Consider the following 17355-nt stretch of genomic DNA (forward strand, 5'->3'; position numbering starts at 1 on the left):
CAGCCTACTGGGTGCGGCCGGCCACCGCCGGGTCACCCGACGGAGCGTGCTCCGGGTCGTCGCCGGGCCGCGGCGACAGGCCGGTGGACGCGGGCACGACTGTGGGCGCGGGCACGGCGTACGCGTCCAGCGCGGCGGCCGCCGTCGCCCGGACCTGCTCGGCCAGCTCGACCGGGGCGACCACGGTCACCTCCGGGCCGAGGCCCAGCACGAACCGGCGGGCCCACCCCAGGTCGGTCACCCGCAGGGAGACCAGCCACTGGTCGCCGTCGCCGGCCTCCACCCGCTCACACGGGTAGTACTCGGTGATCCACCGCTCGCCCCGGCCGATGCGCAGGGTGATCAGCGGCAGGTCGGCCGAGGGGCGGAACACGCCCTCGGTGAGGTCGTGCGGCACGGCCTGCGGCGGCACCGAGGCCGGCTCGTCCAACTCGGTGACCGCGTCGATCCGGTCGGCCCGGAACAGCCGGACGGCCTCCGCGCGTCGGCACCACGCCTCCACGTACGCCCGGCCACTGACCATCAGCATCCGCAGCGGGTCGATGACGCGCTCGGTGGTCTCGTCCCGGGCGGCCGTGTAGTAGGTGATCCGCAGGGCCTTGCCGCCCGCCACGGCGGCGCGCAGCGCCTCGACCCGCCGGGTGTCCCCGGGCAACCGGACCGCCACCGGGGCGCCCACCAGGTCACCCGCGGCCTCGATCTTGGCAAGGGCCCGTTCGACGGCGTCCCGGTTGGCCACCCCGGGCGTCTCGGCGAGCATCCGCAGCGCCACCACCAGCGCGAGGGCCTCGTCGGGGGTGAGCCGCAACGGCCGGTCGATGCCGGCGTCGTAGGTGATGGTCACCCGATCACCGTCGAACGCCATGTCGATCAGGTCACCGGGGCCGTACCCGGGGAGCCCGCACACCCACAGCAGCTCCAGGTCCTCCCGGAGCTGCCGCTCGGTGACACCCAGGTCACCGGCCGCCTCGGCGATCTCGATGCCCGGCCGGGCCAGCAGGTAGGGCACCAGGTTGAGCAGTCGGGCCAGCCGGTCGGCGGAACCGCGGGCGGCCGGGCGGGTCACCGGGCACCCCCGCTGACGGCCAGCTCGTCGTGTCGGACGGCGATCTCCTTGAGTCGTTGGATGACCGCCTCGCGGACCTCCGGTGGGTCGAGCACCCGCACGTCCGAGCCGTAGCCGACGAGATGGCCGGCCAGCCCGTCCGGGTCCGCGTACGGCAGGACCAGCCGGTCGCCGTCCGGCCCGGCGGTCACGTCCACCGCCCAGCGGCGCAGCCCGGCCGCCCGGCCCGGCGCGGCCAGCACCGTGGCCCGGCCGGTGCGTTCCACCGGCCCCGACCAGCGGGCCACGTGGCTGATCAGGTCGACGTTGGCCGGCGGCTCGTACGCGCCGGGGGCGCCGGTCACCCGGACCGCGCCGACGACCCGGGACAGCCGGAAGCAGCGGGTCGCCTCCCGGTCCTGGTCGTGGCCGACCACATACCACCGGCCACGCCAGCAGACCACGCCCCACGGTTGCAGCCGCCGCCGGCTGGGCGCGTCGCGGTCGGGCACCCGGTAGTCGAAACCCACCTCGCGGCGGTCCCGGGCGGCGGCGGTCAGCGGCGCGAACGCCGGATCGACGGTGACCATCGGCTCCAGGCCGAGGGTCGCCTGCGGGTCCACGTCGACCCCTGCGGCACGCAACTTGGCCAGCCCGGACGACGCGGCGGCGGCCAGCCCGGCGTGCTGCCACAGTCGTGCGGCGATGCCGACCGCGGCGGCCTCGTCCGGTTCGAGAAGGATGTCGGGCAGTGCGTACTCGCGGTGCGCGATCCGGTAGCCGGGCTCGGCGTCGAACGCGCTCGCGGTGCCGGTCTCCAGTGGCACACCCAACTCGCGCAGCTCGGCCTTGTCCCGCTCGAACTTGCGCTGGAACGCCTCGTGGTCGCGCGCGTCGTCGGGATCGTGCTCGTAACCGGGCACGGTCGCGGCGATCTGCGCGGCGGTCAGGAACCGTCGCGTGGACAGCAGGCAGATCACCAGGTTGACCAGGCGTTCGGTGCGGGTCCGCGACACGCGGTAGACGCTAGCAGCCGACCCGCCCAGACCGTGCACCCACGCGGGCGTGCCGCACACTTGTTCGGATCGGGTCTCCCCCGGCGCGGCGCCGTCTCCGGTCATAGGGTGAGCCTCATGTCGCAAGCGGAGGCCGGGCCCGAGAGCGAGAGCGTCGGCACCGTGGTCGTCGCGGGCGCCGCCAACCTCGCCATCGCGGTGGCCAAGCTGATCGCCGGGCTGATCTCCGGCTCGGCGGCGATGCTCTCCGAGGCAGCGCACTCGGTCGCCGACACCACCACCGAGGTGTTGCTCTTCCAGGCGCTGCGCCGCGGTGCTCGGCCGGCCGACCAGCGGCACCCCTTCGGGTACGGCAAGGAGAGCTACGTCTGGGCGTTCTTCGCGGCCATGTTCACCTTCGTGGCCGGCGCGGGCTTCGCGGTCACCCACGGCGTCACCACGATCCTGGTGCACGAGCACAGCGGTGACTACCTCATCTCGTACGTCGTGCTCGGGGTGTCGTTCGTCCTCGAGTCGATCTCCCTGGCCCGGGCCGTGCGGCAGGTGCGCCGCGAGTCACGCCACTGGCGGACCACGCCCCGGCGGTTCCTCCGGCTGACCGCCGACACCACCGTCAAGGCGGTCTTCCTGGAGGACAGCGCGGCCCTGATCGGTCTGGTGCTGGCCGGGCTCGGTGTCGGCCTGTCGCACGCCACCGGCGACGAGGTGTGGGACGGCGTCGCGTCGATCCTGATCGGGCTCCTGCTGCTGACGGTCGCCGGGATCCTCGCCGCCAACAACCTGTCGCTGCTGGTTGGCCGGGCCGTTCCGGAACGACTGCGCCGCGAGATCGAGCAGGAGCTGGCCGGGCTGCCCGAGGTGGAGCGCATCGACACCCTGTTGACCATGCAGCTCGGCCCGGAGGACATCCTGGTCGCCGCGAAGGTCGACTTCCGCGACGAGGCCACCGGCGCGCAGATCGAGGCCACCGCCGACGAGGCGGAGCGGCGGCTCACCAGCCGGTACCCGGAGATCCGCTTCGTCTTCCTCGACCCCACCCGCTCACTGCCCGGCGCCATTGGCGACGCCCGGCACACCCAGGCCGGGCCGAGCCCGGACGCCGGCGGTCCCAAGCCGACCTGAACCACACCCGGGCGCGGGTCGCCGGGCCGGCGCGGCTAGCGTGCCCGTCATGGTGCGATGGCGTACGGGGACGGTGGCGACGCTGCGACGGCAGTGGACCGGGGCGGTGGAGCTGGACGTCGACCTGCCCGACGGCACACGGATGCGGGCTCTCGCGTACCCGGAGCTGGTCGGTACGCCCGAGCCCGGCGACCGGGTGCTGCTCAACGCCGGCGCGCTGCTGATGGGGCTGGGCACCGGCGGGTACGCCCTGGTGGTCGCCCTGCCGGACCGGCTGCCGCCGGACCCGCCGGAGGTCGCCGACACCCGTGACGCCGGGCACCTGGTCAAGGCCCGTTACACGCCGTTGCAGCCGATCCTGCTGGGCGTCGACGAGGAGGCGTCCCCGCACCGCGACGTGCTGGCCGACGCGGACGACCTCGGCGGACTGCCGGTGGTCACCGCCGACCTGCACTCGGCGCTCCCGGCGATCCTGGCCGGCATCCGGGCCGACGCCCCACGGGCCCGGGTGGCGTACCTGCTCACCGACGGTGGCGCGCTGCCCGCCTGGTTCTCCCGCACCCTCGCCGGGCTGCGGGGCCAACTGGCCGGCACGATCACCGTCGGGCAGTCCTTCGGCGGCGACCTGGAGGCCACCACCCTGCACGGTGGTCTGCTCGCGGCCCGGTACGTGCTCGGCGCGGACCTGGCCATCGTGGCTCAGGGTCCCGGCAACCTGGGCACCGGCACCCGTTGGGGCTTCTCCGGCGTCGCCGTCGGTGAGGCGGTCAACGCGATCGCCACGCTGGGCGGGCGGCCGGTGGGCTCGTTGCGCATCTCCGACGCCGACCCCCGTCCCCGACACCGGGGCGTGTCACACCACAGCCTCACCGCGTACGGCCGGGTGGCGCTCACCCCGGCGGACCTGGTGGTGCCCGAGGACCTGGAGCCGTCGCTCGCGGCCGAGGTGCACGCGGCGCTGGCGCCGCTGGCGGCCCGGCACCGGATCGTCCGGGTGCTCACCGACGGTCTCGACGCCGCGCTGCGGGCCAGCACCGTGCCGCTGTCCACCATGGGCCGTGGCCTGGACGCCGACCACGCCTACTTCCTAGCAGCAGCCGCCGCCGGCCGCCACGCCGTAACCCTCCTCCCCTAACCCGGCCCCGAGGATCAGCCCAGCCCCGTGGATCAGCCCAGCCCCGTGGATCATGGAGTTGTGGTGCCCGGCTTCTGGCGATATGCGGCCTTCCTCCCCCACCACAACTCCATGATCGACGCGGGGGTGGGGGTGGGGGTGGGGGCGGGGTGGGGGTTAGGCCAGGAAGATCAGGGCTAGCCAGCCGCCCACGATGAGGACCAGCGCCAGGGCCAGCACCCACGTCGGCACCGCGTATTCACCGCGCCGGTTACGGTCGATCTCGGCGCGGATCTTCTCCCGCCGGCGTTCGACCCAGTTCTGCCGCTCGGTGCCGCGCTCGGAGCGGTCGGAAGGTCCAGAAGTCGTCATGGCGCGCCCAGCTTAGCCGCTCGGCGCGCCGGGCTGGCCGACCCCGCCGGCGGACAGCACCGCCGGGGTCGGCACACCGGTCACATGCTGGCGATCAGCCGCTCCACCCGCTCGTCGTACGCCCGGAACGGGTCCTTGCAGAGCACGGTGCGCTGCGCCTGGTCGTTGAGCTTCAGGTGCACCCAGTCGACGGTGAAGTCCCGGCGCTTCTCCTGGGCGTGCCGGATGAACTCGCCCCGCAGCCGGGCCCGAGTGGTCTGCGGCGGGGTCTCCTTGGCCTCGAAGATCTCCGGGTCGGTGGCCACCCGGTCGACGTCGCCGCGGCGCTCCAGCAGCCCGTAGAGGCCCCGACCCCGGCGTACGTCGTGGTAGGCCAGGTCCATCTGCGCCACCCGGGGGTGCGACAGCGGCAGGTCGTGCTTGCGCTGGTAGCGCTCGATCAACCGTAGCTTGCTGACCCAGTCGATCTCCCGGGAGACCGGCTCCAGGTCCCCGGTCTCCACCGCGTTGAGCACCCGACCCCACAGCTCGACGACCCGCTTGGCGGCCTGGTCGCCGCCGCGCCGCTCGACGAACTCGGTGGCCTTGGCCAGGTATTCCTGCTGGATGTCGAGGGCGCTGACCTCCTTACCGTTGGCCAGCCGCACCTTGCGCCGACCGGTGATGTCGTGCGACACCTCCCGGATGGCCCGGATCGGGTTCTCCAGGGACAGGTCACGCATCACCACCCCGGCCTCGATCATCCGTAGCACGATGTCGGCGGTGCCGACCTTGAGCAGCGTGGTGACCTCGTTCATGTTGGAGTCGCCGACGATGACGTGCAGCCGCCGGTAACGCTCGGCGTCGGCGTGCGGCTCGTCGCGGGTGTTGATGATCGGGCGGCTGCGGGTGGTCGCCGACGAGACGCCCTCCCAGATGTGCTCGGCCCGCTGCGAGAGGCAGTAGACCGCGCCGCGTGGGGTTTGCAGGACCTTGCCGGCCCCGCAGATCAACTGCCGGGTGACCAGGAACGGGATGAGTACGTCGGCGAGCCGACCGAACTCGCCGTGTCGGGAGACCAGGTAGTTCTCGTGGCACCCGTACGAGTTGCCGGCCGAGTCGGTGTTGTTCTTGAACAGGTAGATCTCACCCGCGATGCCCTCGTCGTGCAGCCGCTTCTCGGCGTCGACGAGCAGGCCCTCCAGAATCCGCTCGCCGGCCCGGTCGTGGGCGACCAGATCGGTCACCGAGTCGCACTCCGGTGTCGCGTACTCCGGATGCGACCCGACGTCCAGGTAGAGCCGGGCCCCATTGCGCAGGAAGACATTGCTCGACCGGCCCCAGGACACCACGCGACGGAACAGATACCGCGCGACCTCGTCCGGGGACAGCCGCCGCTGCCCACGATAGGTGCAGGTGACGCCGTACTCGGTCTCGAGGCCGAAGATTCGCCGCTCCATGGTGTGACATTAGCCGCCCGGAGGCCCGGTTCGTCACTGTCAGACCACAGGTCGTGCCCCGAGCGCGGTCACATACCGGTTGAGTGCGACATTCCGTCCGGGCCGAGGCTCGCCACGAACCGCCGGCAGCTGTCGTACGCCGGGAGCAGACCCCGCTCGCGAGCCTGGGCGAGGGTCGGAGCCGCGTCGTCGCGCGCGGACAGCTGCGGCACCTCGGCGGGCCACTCGATGCCCAACTCCTCGTCCAGCGGGTGCACCGCGTGCTCGCCGGTCGGGTTGTAGGTGGTCGAGCAGAGATAGCTCAACGTCGCGTCGTCGGTCAACGCGCAGAACCCGTGGCCCAGCCCCTCGCTGAGGTAGACCGCCCGACGGTCGGTGTCGTCCAGTCGGACGCCCTCCCAACGACCGAAGGTGGGCGAACCCACCCGCAGGTCCACGATCACGTCGAGGACGGCGCCGCGCACACAGGTGACGTACTTGGCCTGCCCGGGCGGGACGTCGGCGAAGTGGACGCCGCGCACCACGCCACGTGCGGAGACCGACAGGTTGGCCTGGGCCAGCCGCAGCGGATGCCCCACGGCCTCGGCGAGCTTGTCGAAGCGGTACCACTCCATGAACATGCCGCGCGGGTCACCGTGCTGCTGGGGGGTGATCTCCCAGGCGCCCTCGATGCTCAGCTCCCGGATCTTCACCAGGCGCTCCCGCCGCCGTCGGCCTTCTCGGCCAGCAGCCCGAGCAGGTAGTCGCCGTAACCGCTCTTGGTCAACGGCTCGGCGAGCGCGCGCAGCTGCGCGTCGTCGATCAGGCCGGCCCGCCAGGCCACCTCCTCGACACAGCCGATCTTGAGGCCCTGCCGCTCCTCGACCACCCGGACGAACTCGGCGGCCTGCATCATCGAGGTGAACGTGCCGGTGTCCAGCCAGGCGGTGCCCCGATCCAGCACCGTCACCGACAGCTCGCCGGTCTCCCGGTAGACCTCGTTGACGGCCGTGATCTCCAGCTCGCCGCGGGCGCTCGGGGTCAGCTTGCGGGCGATGTCCACCACCCGGTTGTCGTAGAAGTAGAGGCCGGGCACCGCGTAGCGGGACTTCGGCCGGGCCGGCTTCTCCTCGATCGAGAGCACCCGCCCGTCGGCGTCGAAGTCGACGACGCCGTACTCCTGCGGGTTGGCCACCGGATAGGCGAAGACCCGCCCACCGACCGGGTCACCGTGGTCGGCGAGCTGCCGGCCCAGACCCACGCCGTGGAAGATGTTGTCGCCGAGGACCAGCGCCACCGCCTGGTCGCCGATGAAGTCCGCGCCGAGGATGAACGCCTGCGCGATGCCCTCCGGGCGCTCCTGGCTGACGTACTCCAGCCGAAGCCCGAACTGGCTGCCGTCGCCGAGCAGTCGACGGAACTGGTCCTGGTCGTCCGGAGTCGTGATCACCAGGATCTCCCGAACCCCGGCCATCACCAGGGTGGAGAGCGGATAGTAGATCATCGGCTTGTCGAAGACCGGCATCAGCTGCTTCGAGACCGCCCGGGTGATCGGCCAGAGCCGCGACCCGGTGCCGCCGGCAAGTAGGATTCCACGCACCGGGGAAGCCTAGCCGCACCGAGACGAAACGTGCGCGGGGTCGCGTCCGAGGTGCTATGCCGTATGTCGCGTATACTTCCGGACCCGTGAGGATCCTCGTCACCGGCGGAGCCGGATTCATCGGGTCGGAGTACGTTCGCCTGCTGCTGGGCAAGCCCCTCGGCAGCGCCGACGGCGTGCCACCGCTCGAGCCGGCCGTCGTGACCGTGCTCGACAAGCTGACCTACTCGGGCAACCTGGCCAACCTCGAGCCCGTCCGCGACGACCCGCGACTGCGGTTCGTGCAGGGCGACATCTGCGACCCGGCCGTGGTCGACACGGTCGTCGCCGAGCACGACGTGATCGTGCACTTCGCCGCCGAGTCGCACGTCGACCGCTCGATCGCCGGCGCCGCGCCGTTCGTCACCACCAACGTGCTGGGCACCCAGACACTGCTCGACGCGGCGCTGCGCCACGGCACCGACCGGTTCGTGCACGTCTCCACCGACGAGGTCTACGGCTCGATCGACGAGGGCTCCTGGACCGAGACCTGGCCCCTCGCCCCGAACTCGCCGTACTCGGCGTCGAAGGCCGGCTCCGACCTGCTCGCCCTGTCGTACCACCGCACCCACGGCATGGACGTGGTGGTCACCCGCTGCTCCAACAACTACGGCCCGTACCAGTTCCCCGAGAAGGTCATCCCGCTGTTCGTCACGAACCTGCTCGACGGCGGCACCGTCCCCCTCTACGGCGACGGCGGCAACATCCGTGACTGGCTGCACGTGCACGACCACTGCCGTGGCATCGCGCTCGTTGCGCAGAAGGGCCGCGCCGGCGAGGTCTACAACATCGGCGGCGGCACCGAGCTGACCAACAAGGAACTCACCGGCCTGCTCCTGGACGCCTGCGACGCCGGGTGGGACCGGGTCGTCCCGGTCACCGACCGCAAGGGCCACGACCGCCGGTACTCGCTCGACATCACCAAGATCAGCGAAGAGCTCGGCTACCAGCCCAGCATCACCCTGGACCGTGGGCTCGCCGACACCGTCCGCTGGTACCGGGACAACCGCAGCTGGTGGGAACCGCTCAAGTCCGCGCCGACGGCATGACCCGGCTGCTCGTCACCGGCGCGGGCGGGATGCTCGGCCGGGACCTGATCACCGTGCTGGGCACCCGGCCCGACCTCAAGGTGACCGCCGCCACCCGCGCCGACCTGGACATCACCGACCGCACGGCGGTGCGGGCCGCCGTCGCCGGGCACGACGTGGTGATCAACGCCGCCGCGTGGACCAACGTCGACGCCGCCGAGACCGACGAGGCCGCGGCGACCGCCGTCAACGGCGACGGGGTGGCCAACCTGGCCGCGGCGTGCGCCACCGACGGCACCCGGCTCATCCAGGTCTCCACCGACTACGTCCTCGCCGGCAACGCGCACAGCCCCTACCCGGAGGACGCGCCCACCGCGCCGGTCAACGCGTACGGCCGCGGCAAACTGGTCGGCGAACAGGCCGTCGCGCGGCTGCTGCCCGACACCGGGTACGTCGTCCGCACCGCCTGGCTGTACGGCGCGCACGGCCCGAACTTCGTGGCCACCATGCTCCGGCTCGCCACCGAGCGCGAACACCTCGACGTGGTCGACGACCAACACGGCCAGCCCACCTGGTCATACGCCCTCGCCGAGCGGCTGGTCGCGCTGACCGACGCGGCGCTCACCGGAAACGCGCCGCCGGGCGTCTACCACGGCACCTGCGCCGGTCAGACAACCTGGTACGGGCTGGCCCGCGCCGCGTTCACGCTGGCCGGACTGGATCCCGACCGAATCCGACCCACCACCAGCGACCGGTATCCGCGTCCCGCCCCCCGGCCTGCGTACAGTGTGCTAGGGCACCGCCGCTGGGCAGCCGTGGGTCTGCCGCCGCTGCCGGACTGGCACAGCGCCCTGGTTGACGCGTTCCACTCCCCCACTCCACCCGCCCCGTGGAAGGTCGCATGAAGCTCACCCTCGTCACCGGCCTGACCGGCCTGCTGCTCCTCGGCACCATCGTCGAGCTGCTCCGCCGCCGTCAGCTGCGCGAGAAGTACGGCATGCTCTGGCTCGCCGTCCTGGTCGTCGTGATCCCGCTGTCCCTGTTCCCCCGGCTGCTCGACAACGTCGCTGGGCTCCTCGGCGTCGCCTCCGGTGTCAGCCTGGTGCTCTTCCTCGGCATCGTCTTCCTGCTGCTCGTGTGCGTGCACCTGAGCTGGGAGGTCAGCGCCCTGGAGGAAGAGACCCGCACCCTGGCCGAAGACTTCGCCCTGCTGCGTGCCCAGATCGACGCGGACCGGGCAGCCCGAGACGAACTGGTGTCCCACGATGGTTAACGGCAAGCGCACCTTGATCATCATCCCGGCCCTCAACGAGTCGGGCTCCATCGCCGACGTCGTCGGAGAGGTCCGCGGCGAGCTGCCCGGCGTCGACGTCCTCGTCGTCGACGACGGCTCCACCGACCGCACCGCGGCCGTCGCCGCGGCCGCCGGCGCCCGCGTCGCCAAACTGCCGTACAACCTCGGCGTCGGCGGCGCCATGCGTCTCGGCTACCGCTACGCCCGCGACAACGACTACGACGTCGCCATCCAGATCGACGCCGACGGGCAGCACGACCCCCGGTACGTGCCGAAGCTCGTCGACCTGCTCGACGACAACGACCTGGTGATCGGCGCCCGGTTCGCCGGCGAGGGTGACTACAACGTCCGCGGCCCCCGCCGCTGGGCGATGGTGATGCTCTCCGCCGTGCTGTCCCGCGTCGCCCGCACCAAACTCACCGACACCACCTCCGGCTTCCGGGCCGCCAACCGGCGGGTCATCGAGATGTTCGCCGGCTGGTACCCGGCCGAGTACCTCGGCGACACGGTGGAGACCCTGGTGCACACCGCCCGACGCGGGTACCGCATCCGGCAAGTGCCCGTCGCCATGCGCAAGCGGATGGCCGGCACGCCCAGCCACTCCCCCGCCCGGGCGATGATCTACCTCGGTCGCGCGTTCGCCGTCCTGACGCTGGCGCTCATTCGCCGGTGATCCATCGCCTCCTGCGCCTGATCCCGCCCGGCACCATCGCTGTTGGTGCCGGGCTGGGTCTTCTCGGCCTCGCCTCCTACGTCCACCTCGCCGTCGCCGGCCACAGCCTCACCGAGGCCGACTACAACTCCCTGTCGGTGCTCTGGTCGATCGTGTTCACCCTGGGCATCGGCGTGTTCATGCCGATCGAGCAGGAGGTCGCCCGGGTCGTCGCCGCCCGGCACAGCCAGGGCCTACCACCCGGGCCCGTCCTGGCCCGCGGGGTCGCGGTCGCCGCCGCCGTGCTGACCGTCCTGGTGCTGGCGATCACCGCCGGCCGGCACCTGATCGCCGACAAACTCTTCGACGGCGACGGCACCATGGTCACCGTGCTCGTCGGCGCGCTCGCCGCGATGGCCGTCGCCTACGCCACCCGTGGCGTGCTCTCCGGCCTGCAACTGTTCCCCTGGTACGGCACGCAACTCGGCATCGACGGCGGGCTACGCATCGCCATGGTCGCCCTGCTCGGGCTGACCGGGGTGACCTCCCCCGTCTGGTACGGCGTCGTGTTCGTCGCCGCCCCGCTGGTCAGCGTCCTGCTCACCCTCCCGCCGGTGCTGCGCGCCATCGGCGCCGGACCACCGGTGGCCTGGGCCACCCTCCTGCGCGGCCTCGGCCTCCTCACCGCCTCCAGCCTGCTCTCCCAGGTCGTGGTGAACATCGGCGTGATCAACGTCAAGCTGCTCGCCCCGTCCGACACCGCGGCCGCCGGCGCCCTGCTCTCCGCCCTCGTGCTGGTCCGCATCCCCCTGTTCGTCTTCGGCTCACTACAGGCATCACTGCTACCCGGCCTGGCCACCACCGCCACCACCGGCGACCAGGCCGGCTTCCACAGCCTGCTGCGCCGCGCGCTCGGCATCGTCACCGCGCTCGGCCTCACCGGGGCCCTCGGCGCCGTGCTGGTCGGCCCGTGGCTGGTCCGCACACTCTTCGACGCCCCCGGCGTCCTCGACCACGGCGACTTCGCCTGGCTGGCCGCCGCCACGCTCGCCTACCTGTGGGCGATGGTGCTCGGCCAGGCCCTGCTCGCCCTCGACCGACACCGCGCCCAAGCCCTCGCCTGGACCGTCGGCGTCGCCGCGCTGGTCGCCGTGACCCTGATCCCCGCCCCGGTCACCCTGCGGGTCGAATTGGCGTACGCCGTCGGCTCCGTCATCGTGGCCGCCACCATGGCGGTGCTGCTGCGCGGCGGCCTCCGCCGACCCATCACCCCCACCCGGCCCCTCACCGACGCCGTCACCCCCGCCGTATCCGGAGGCATCCGATGACCCGCCCACAGGTGACCGCGGTAATGCTCGCCTACGGCGCCGAGCCGTACCTGGTCGACGCCGCCCAGGCCATCCTGGCCAGCACCGACGTCGACATCGACCTGGTCGTCGTCGACAACGGCTGCACCGGCGACGGCATCGACATCGTCAAGGGCTTGCCCCAGGTGCGGGTCGTCCGCCCCGAGCAGAACACCGGCTACTCCGGCGGCTGCCGGGTCGGTGCCGCCGAAGCCACCGGAGACTGGCTCGCCTTCGTCAACTCCGACGCCATCGTCGCCCCCGACGCCCTCGCCAAGACCGTGGCGGTCGCGGCCGAACCGGGCATCGGCGCCGCGATGGCCTCGATCCGGCTCGCCGACACCCCCGAGCTGATCAACACCTCCGGCAACCCGCTGCACTTCACCGGACTGTCCTGGGCCGGCGGCAACGGCGAACCCGCCGCCGCACACGCCGTCCGCACCAGCGTCCCGTCGCTCAGCGGCTGCTGCTTCGTGATCAGCCGCGAACGGTGGCAGGAACTCGACGGCTTCGCCGCCGAATACTTCGCCTACCACGAGGACACCGAACTCAGCCTGCGGCTCTGGCAACGCGGCCTACGCCTGGAGTACGTCCCGGACGCCGTCGTGCGCCACCATTACGAGTTCTCCCGCAACGACCTGAAGCTCTACCTGGTCGAACGCAACCGGCTGGTCACGCTGCTCACCGCGTACCAGACCCGGACGCTGGTGGTGCTCGCACCGATGCTGCTGCTCACCGAGGTGGCCATGCTCGCCGCCGCGATCGCCGGCGGCTGGACCAAGCAGAAGACCCGCGGCTGGGGCTGGCTGTGGCGCAACCGGTCCTGGGTCGGCGCCCGCCGCCGTCAACTCCAGGCCGAACGCACCGTGCCCGACGGGGTGATCGCCGAGTTGATGACCGCCCGGGTCGCCCCCTCGAACGTCGACTCGCCACCCGGCATGGGCGTGTTCAACGCGGTCGCCGCCGGCTACTGGGCGCTCGCCCGGCCGCTGCTTTCGCGCCGCTGACCCCAACCGACACGAAAAAGCGTCGGGGACCGCAGCCGCGGTCCCCGACGCTTTCGTCACCCGATCAGTTGTCGGCCTGCCCCGGCCGATCCTCCAGATCCGCCGAACCCGCCGAGCTGGTCGGCTTGCCCGCCTCCCCGGTCGGCACGCTCGGGGTGTCCGGCACATCGCTCGCCGGCGGCGCCGCCTTCCCATCCAACAACGCGGTCAACGCGGCCCCGGTGATCCGCCGGAACGTCCGGCCAACCCGCTGACGGTCCAGCACCGCCACCTCAAGCTGGTTCGCGGCGATCGTCCGGGCCGCACCGCCCTCCCCGCCGACGCTGCTCAGCGCCTGCACCGCGACCTTGACCGCCTCCCCGAGCGACATGTCCGGCCGATGGTTGGACTTCAGCACACCGGTGATGGCCTCGGCCTGACCACCCATCGCCATCCGCCCCGGCTCGTCGTTGACCGAGCCGTCATAGGTGAGCCGGTACAACTCGTCGTCGGCGGCCGTGGCCCCGACCTCCGCCACGCAGATCTCCACCTCGAACGGCTTCGACTGCTCGGTGAAGATCGCGCCAAGGGTCTGCGCGAACGCGTTGGCCAGCGCCCGCCCGGTGACATCCCGGCGGTCGTAGCTGAGCCCGTTCAGGTCGGCCATCCGCACGCCGGCCCGACGGAGATTCTCGAACTCGTTGTACCGGCCGACCGCGGCGAAACCGATCCGGTCGTAGATTTCACTGACCTTGTGCAGGGCGCTGGAGAGGTTCTCCGCGACGAAGAGCACCCCGCCGGAGTAGCTCAGGACCACCGCGCTGCGCCCCCGAGCGATGCCCTTACGGGCCAACTCGGAGCGGTCGCGCATGATCTGTTCGGGCGAGGCGTAGAACTGCATGGCCACGGCGGCGGTTCTCCTAACGGCGCTGTGCTGACGACTGCTGGCTGGTGGGGGTGGACGCGGGAGCTAACCGCCCGGGTTCTCCATCCGGCCGGCGACCACGCCCTCGGCGATCGTCGCCGTCTCGGCGTCGGTGAGCCGGTAGGTGCCCTCGGCGGTCGCGGTCATCACCACCGGGTAGATCCGCCGGGTCAGGTCGGGCCCACCGGTCGCGGTGTCGTCGTCGGCCGCGTCGTACAGCGCCTCGACCGCGAGCCGGGTCGCGTCGGCGACCGACAGCCCGGCACGGAACCGCTTCTTCAACGCGGACTTGGCGAACAGCGACCCGGACCCGATCGCGTCGTAGCCGGTCTCCTCGTACGGGCCACCGGTCACGTCGAAGCTGAAGATCCGACCGGCCCGCGCCGGGTCGGCGGCGGCCAGGTCGAACCCGGCGAAGAGCGGTACCACGGCCAGCCCCTGCATGGCCGCCCCCAGGTTGCCCCGGATCATCGAGGCCAACCGGTTGGCCTTGCCGTCCAGCGAGAGCATCGCGCCCTCGATCTTCTCGTAGTGCTCCAGCTCGACCTGGAACAGTCGCATCAGCTCGATCCCGATGCCGGCCGTGCCCGCGATGCCCACCAGCGAGTGCGCGTCGGCCGGGTGCACCTTCTCGATGTCGCGCTGGGCGATCAGGTTGCCCATGGTGGCCCGTCGGTCGCCCGCCATCACCACACCCTCGGCGGCCGCGATGGCCACGATGGTGGTCGCGTGCGGCGCCAGGTCGGCGGCCATGCCCGGCGGCAGCGGCCGCCGACCGGGCAGCATCTCGGGGGCCACCCGACTCAGAAACGTCGTGAAGGAGGACGTCCCCGCGTTGGTGAAGACATCTGGTAGACGCCCGGATGGATCAAAGCCCGCTGCCACGTGGTTCCTCTCAGGTACGTGATCGCCCTGGCCAGCCTCATGGGACTGTCACGGAACTGGCCAAGACCACCGTTGCAGTTGAAGCAGAGTATCCCGCGCACCCATCCGGTGCGATGATCGTGGTCCAGATGTTGCGGGTCGGCACCGCCACAGATCGCGCAGACCCCGCCCTGCTCGGCCAGGAGCTCTTGGAACTCCTTCTCCCCGATGCCGTAACGCCGCCGCAGGTGGTACTCGCGGGTTCCGCCGTAGAGCCGCTGCGCTGTCTCTTTGCCGCGGGCATTATGGCAGGGTTTGCAGTAGCTGTGTCGGCCACTGGCTTTTGTCGTGGTGGTGGGAAAGTCATCCAGGGGCTTGATCTGCTCGCAGTCCGGACACCACTTGAGACCTTCGCCGACGGGCGCGGGCGGCTTCCGCTGCGGAACGATGCCCCGCTTACGGCTCGCCTCCGACCGGACAGCGGCACAGGCTTTGCAGTAGAAAGCGAGACCGTCCGCCCGTCGGCGGTCACGGTGGAACTCCGTCCTAGCCAGCACTCGCTTGAACTGCGGGCACACCTTGTCCGGACGGTCCGTCAAGTCGGACATTTACCTCATTCCCCCCCTTTCTGGACGTACCCCCTCACAAATTCCTCTGCGTTTTCTTCCAGGACGGAGTCGATCTCGTCGAGGAGGTCGTCGACGTCCTCGGTGATCTCGGCGTGCCGCTCGGCCACCTCGGGGTTGGCCTCGGTGGTGACGTCCTCGATTTCCTCGCCCTGACGGGACTTGCCGGACTGCGACTGGCCGCCGCTGTCATGAGTGGCCACTGCTGCCTCCTCCACGATCGTCTGCGATGAACTTACCTCGCGCGGGCGACGAAAAGCCCGCCGCGCGCCGGCTCGCGGCGCACGACGGGCGGACGAATCCGGGATCAGCCCCCGGTCAGGGTCTCCAGCAGGTCCTTGGCGCTGGCGCAACGGTCGAAGAGGGCCCCGACATGTGCGCGAGTGCCCCGCTCCGGTTCCATCATCGGCACCCGGACCAGCGACTCCCGACCCACGTCGAAGATCACCGAGTCCCAGCTCGCGGCAACCACCTCGGAGGCGTACTGGGCCAGGCAGCGACCGCGGAAGTAGGCCCGGGTGTCCTCCGGGGGCTCGGTCATCGCGGTACGGGTCTCGTCGTCGGTGAGCAGCGTCTTCATCGCCCCACGGCTGACCAGACGGTGGTAGAGGCCCTTCTCCGGCCGGACGTCGGAGTACTGGAGGTCGACCAGCTGGAGCTTGTGCGAGCCCCAACCGAGCTTCTCGCGCTCCCGATAGCCCTCCAGCAGCCGCAGCTTGGCCACCCAGTCCAACTCGTCGACGCAGAGCATCGGGTCCCGGCCCAGCCGGTCCAGGACGCTCTCCCAGCGGTCGAGCACGTCGAGCGTCTGCTCGTCGGCGTCGGTGCCGTACCGGTCGTCGACAAAGGACCGGACCCGCTCCAGGTAGGCCCATTGCAGATCCAGTGCGGTGAGCCGGCGACCGTCGCGCAGTCGCATGCGGTGCGTCAGGGTGGGGTCGTGGCTGACGGCGCGCAGCTCGCTGACCGGGTCGGCGATGCCGAGGTCGCTGCCCAGCGCCTTCTCCTCGATCATGGTGAGGATCAGGGCGGTGGTGCCGACCTTGAGGTAGGTGGAGATCTCGGAGAGGTTGGCGTCACCGATGATCACGTGCAGCCGGCGGTACTTGTCGGCGTCGGCGTGCGGCTCGTCGCGGGTGTTGATGATCGGTCGTTTGAGCGTGGTCTCCAGGCCCACCTCGACCTCGAAGAAGTCGGCGCGCTGGGAGATCTGGAAGCCGCTCTGTCCGCCGTCCTGGCCGATGCCGACGCGGCCGGCGCCGCAGACGATCTGCCGGGTGACGAAGAACGGCGTCAGGTACGCCACGATGTCGGCGAACGGCGTCTGCCGGCGCATCAGATAGTTTTCGTGCGCGCCGTAGCTGGCGCCCTTGTTGTCGGTGTTGTTCTTGTAGAGGTGGATCGGCTGGCTGCCCGGGATGGTGGCGGCGCGGCGGGACGCCTCGGCCATCACCCGCTCGCCGGCCTTGTCCCAGCGGACCACGTCGCGGGGGGTGGTGACCTCCGGGGTGGAGTATTCGGGGTGGGCGTGGTCGACGTAGAGCCGTGCGCCGTTGGTGAGTATCACGTTGGCCAGGCCGAGGTCTTCGTCGGCGAGGGCCTCGGCGGGGTCGTACGCGGCGCCGGAGTAGGTGAAGCCGCGGGCGTCGCGCAGCGGCGACTCTTCCTCGTAGTCCCAACGGGCCCGGCCGCCCCGGTTGAGCTCCGGGCGGGCCCCGTAGGCGTTGACCACCTGCGATGAGGTGACCATCGGGTTGGCTCCGGCCTGCCCGGGCACGGAGATGCCGTACTCGACCTCGGTGCCCATGATCCGACGTACCGTCATGCGACCACTCGCTTCGCTCGCCCACGGAGCCGGCGTGCCCGCCGCTCACACCATCGAGACTAGTCTGCGCGATGGCGCACCGC

At 71.4% G+C, this 17355-nt stretch carries 19 protein-coding genes; 8 read left to right on the top strand and 11 right to left on the bottom strand.

The annotated features are described in order from the left end of the window. Nucleotides 1-4 precede the first annotated feature (4 nt). Nucleotides 5-1066 (bottom strand): helix-turn-helix transcriptional regulator, encoded by a 1062-nt coding sequence (locus tag ACIBF8_RS19290; protein ID WP_396784532.1) that lies wholly within the window; start codon nt 1064-1066, stop codon nt 5-7. Further along, complete coding sequence (locus ACIBF8_RS19295) at nt 1063-2061, bottom strand: helix-turn-helix transcriptional regulator (RefSeq protein WP_396784534.1); 999 nt, start codon at nt 2059-2061, stop codon at nt 1063-1065. Before ACIBF8_RS19295 ends, ACIBF8_RS19290 begins: the two co-directional genes overlap by 4 nt. Nucleotides 2062-2178: 117 nt before the next feature. Between ACIBF8_RS19295 and ACIBF8_RS19300 the strand changes: the two genes are divergently transcribed. Further along, nucleotides 2179-3183: a cation diffusion facilitator family transporter gene (locus tag ACIBF8_RS19300; protein ID WP_396784536.1), complete on the top strand. Its 1005-nt coding sequence runs from the start codon at nt 2179-2181 to the stop codon at nt 3181-3183. A gap of 49 nt (nt 3184-3232) precedes the next feature. Beyond that, on the top strand, nt 3233-4318 hold the full coding sequence (locus ACIBF8_RS19305; RefSeq protein ID WP_396784538.1) for a DUF3866 family protein: 1086 nt from the start codon (nt 3233-3235) through the stop codon (nt 4316-4318). A gap of 156 nt (nt 4319-4474) precedes the next feature. Here ACIBF8_RS19305 and ACIBF8_RS19310 read toward each other — a convergent pair whose 3' ends face one another. From ACIBF8_RS19310 to rfbA, 4 genes are all read right to left on the bottom strand, one after another. Continuing rightward, nucleotides 4475-4669, bottom strand: a complete 195-nt coding sequence (locus tag ACIBF8_RS19310; RefSeq protein ID WP_396784539.1) for a hypothetical protein — start codon at nt 4667-4669, stop codon at nt 4475-4477. An 80-nt stretch (nt 4670-4749) separates the two neighbouring features. Next, complete coding sequence (gene pafA, locus ACIBF8_RS19315; protein ID WP_030332925.1) at nt 4750-6108, bottom strand: Pup--protein ligase; 1359 nt, start codon at nt 6106-6108, stop codon at nt 4750-4752. A 68-nt stretch (nt 6109-6176) separates the two neighbouring features. Next, entirely contained in the window at nt 6177-6800 is a 624-nt protein-coding gene (gene rfbC / locus ACIBF8_RS19320) for a dTDP-4-dehydrorhamnose 3,5-epimerase (protein WP_396784541.1), read from the bottom strand. Then, nucleotides 6797-7687, bottom strand: coding sequence for a glucose-1-phosphate thymidylyltransferase RfbA (rfbA, locus tag ACIBF8_RS19325; RefSeq protein ID WP_396784543.1), 891 nt, complete (start codon nt 7685-7687; stop codon nt 6797-6799). The genes rfbC and rfbA overlap by 4 nt, the downstream gene beginning before the upstream one ends. A gap of 86 nt (nt 7688-7773) precedes the next feature. On the opposite strand from rfbA, the gene rfbB reads away from it, so the two are divergent. The 6 genes from rfbB to ACIBF8_RS19355 are packed head-to-tail and all read left to right on the top strand — an operon-like array spanning nt 7774 to nt 13053. Then, complete coding sequence (rfbB, locus tag ACIBF8_RS19330; protein ID WP_396784545.1) at nt 7774-8775, top strand: dTDP-glucose 4,6-dehydratase; 1002 nt, start codon at nt 7774-7776, stop codon at nt 8773-8775. Beyond that, nucleotides 8772-9659, top strand: a complete 888-nt coding sequence (rfbD, locus tag ACIBF8_RS19335) for a dTDP-4-dehydrorhamnose reductase (protein ID WP_396784890.1) — start codon at nt 8772-8774, stop codon at nt 9657-9659. Before rfbB ends, rfbD begins: the two co-directional genes overlap by 4 nt. Further along, nucleotides 9656-10027 carry a DUF2304 domain-containing protein gene (locus ACIBF8_RS19340; RefSeq protein WP_363618259.1) on the top strand — a complete coding sequence of 124 codons (372 nt, stop codon included), beginning with the start codon at nt 9656-9658 and terminating at the stop codon, nt 10025-10027. The genes rfbD and ACIBF8_RS19340 overlap by 4 nt, the downstream gene beginning before the upstream one ends. Next, complete coding sequence (locus ACIBF8_RS19345) at nt 10020-10721, top strand: glycosyltransferase family 2 protein (protein WP_363618257.1); 702 nt, start codon at nt 10020-10022, stop codon at nt 10719-10721. Before ACIBF8_RS19340 ends, ACIBF8_RS19345 begins: the two co-directional genes overlap by 8 nt. Continuing rightward, nucleotides 10718-12028 (top strand): lipopolysaccharide biosynthesis protein, encoded by a 1311-nt coding sequence (locus ACIBF8_RS19350; protein ID WP_396784546.1) that lies wholly within the window; start codon nt 10718-10720, stop codon nt 12026-12028. The genes ACIBF8_RS19345 and ACIBF8_RS19350 overlap by 4 nt, the downstream gene beginning before the upstream one ends. Continuing rightward, nucleotides 12025-13053: a glycosyltransferase family 2 protein gene (locus tag ACIBF8_RS19355; protein ID WP_396784548.1), complete on the top strand. Its 1029-nt coding sequence runs from the start codon at nt 12025-12027 to the stop codon at nt 13051-13053. The genes ACIBF8_RS19350 and ACIBF8_RS19355 overlap by 4 nt, the downstream gene beginning before the upstream one ends. A gap of 64 nt (nt 13054-13117) precedes the next feature. Here the strand turns inward: ACIBF8_RS19355 and prcA are convergent, their stop codons facing one another. From prcA to dop, 5 genes are all read right to left on the bottom strand, one after another. After that, complete coding sequence (prcA, locus tag ACIBF8_RS19360) at nt 13118-13939, bottom strand: proteasome subunit alpha (RefSeq protein WP_396784550.1); 822 nt, start codon at nt 13937-13939, stop codon at nt 13118-13120. A 63-nt stretch (nt 13940-14002) separates the two neighbouring features. After that, a complete protein-coding gene (prcB, locus tag ACIBF8_RS19365) occupies nt 14003-14842 on the bottom strand; it encodes a proteasome subunit beta (RefSeq protein WP_272618998.1) in 840 nt (279 codons plus the stop codon). Next, nucleotides 14761-15429 (bottom strand): endonuclease VII domain-containing protein, encoded by a 669-nt coding sequence (locus ACIBF8_RS19370; protein WP_396784551.1) that lies wholly within the window; start codon nt 15427-15429, stop codon nt 14761-14763. Before ACIBF8_RS19370 ends, prcB begins: the two co-directional genes overlap by 82 nt. A 5-nt stretch (nt 15430-15434) precedes the next feature. Then, entirely contained in the window at nt 15435-15650 is a 216-nt protein-coding gene (locus tag ACIBF8_RS19375; protein ID WP_088948111.1) for a ubiquitin-like protein Pup, read from the bottom strand. Nucleotides 15651-15754: 104 nt separating this feature from the next. Next, the gene (gene dop / locus ACIBF8_RS19380) at nt 15755-17272 is read right to left on the bottom strand and encodes a depupylase/deamidase Dop (protein ID WP_396784553.1); all 1518 of its coding nucleotides are present in this window, start codon (nt 17270-17272) and stop codon (nt 15755-15757) included. Nucleotides 17273-17355: the final 83 nt, after the last annotated feature.

The sequence above is a fragment of the Micromonospora sp. NPDC050276 genome (assembly GCF_044459545.1).
GTDB lineage: Bacteria > Actinomycetota > Actinomycetes > Mycobacteriales > Micromonosporaceae > Micromonospora.

Bases quoted from the DNA above. Each gene is read 5' to 3' on its own strand.
- ACIBF8_RS19300 (WP_396784536.1), top strand. From the start codon at position 2,179: ATGTCGCAAGCGGAGGCCGGGCCCGAGAGCGAGAGCGTCGGCACCGTG.
- ACIBF8_RS19305 (WP_396784538.1), top strand. From the start codon at position 3,233: ATGGTGCGATGGCGTACGGGGACGGTGGCGACGCTGCGACGGCAGTGG.
- ACIBF8_RS19310 (WP_396784539.1), bottom strand. From the start codon at position 4,669: ATGACGACTTCTGGACCTTCCGACCGCTCCGAGCGCGGCACCGAGCGG.
- pafA (WP_030332925.1), bottom strand. From the start codon at position 6,108: ATGGAGCGGCGAATCTTCGGCCTCGAGACCGAGTACGGCGTCACCTGC.
- rfbD (WP_396784890.1), top strand. From the start codon at position 8,772: ATGACCCGGCTGCTCGTCACCGGCGCGGGCGGGATGCTCGGCCGGGAC.
- ACIBF8_RS19340 (WP_363618259.1), top strand. From the start codon at position 9,656: ATGAAGCTCACCCTCGTCACCGGCCTGACCGGCCTGCTGCTCCTCGGC.
- ACIBF8_RS19345 (WP_363618257.1), top strand. From the start codon at position 10,020: ATGGTTAACGGCAAGCGCACCTTGATCATCATCCCGGCCCTCAACGAG.
- ACIBF8_RS19355 (WP_396784548.1), top strand. From the start codon at position 12,025: ATGACCCGCCCACAGGTGACCGCGGTAATGCTCGCCTACGGCGCCGAG.
- ACIBF8_RS19370 (WP_396784551.1), bottom strand. From the start codon at position 15,429: ATGTCCGACTTGACGGACCGTCCGGACAAGGTGTGCCCGCAGTTCAAG.
- dop (WP_396784553.1), bottom strand. From the start codon at position 17,272: ATGACGGTACGTCGGATCATGGGCACCGAGGTCGAGTACGGCATCTCC.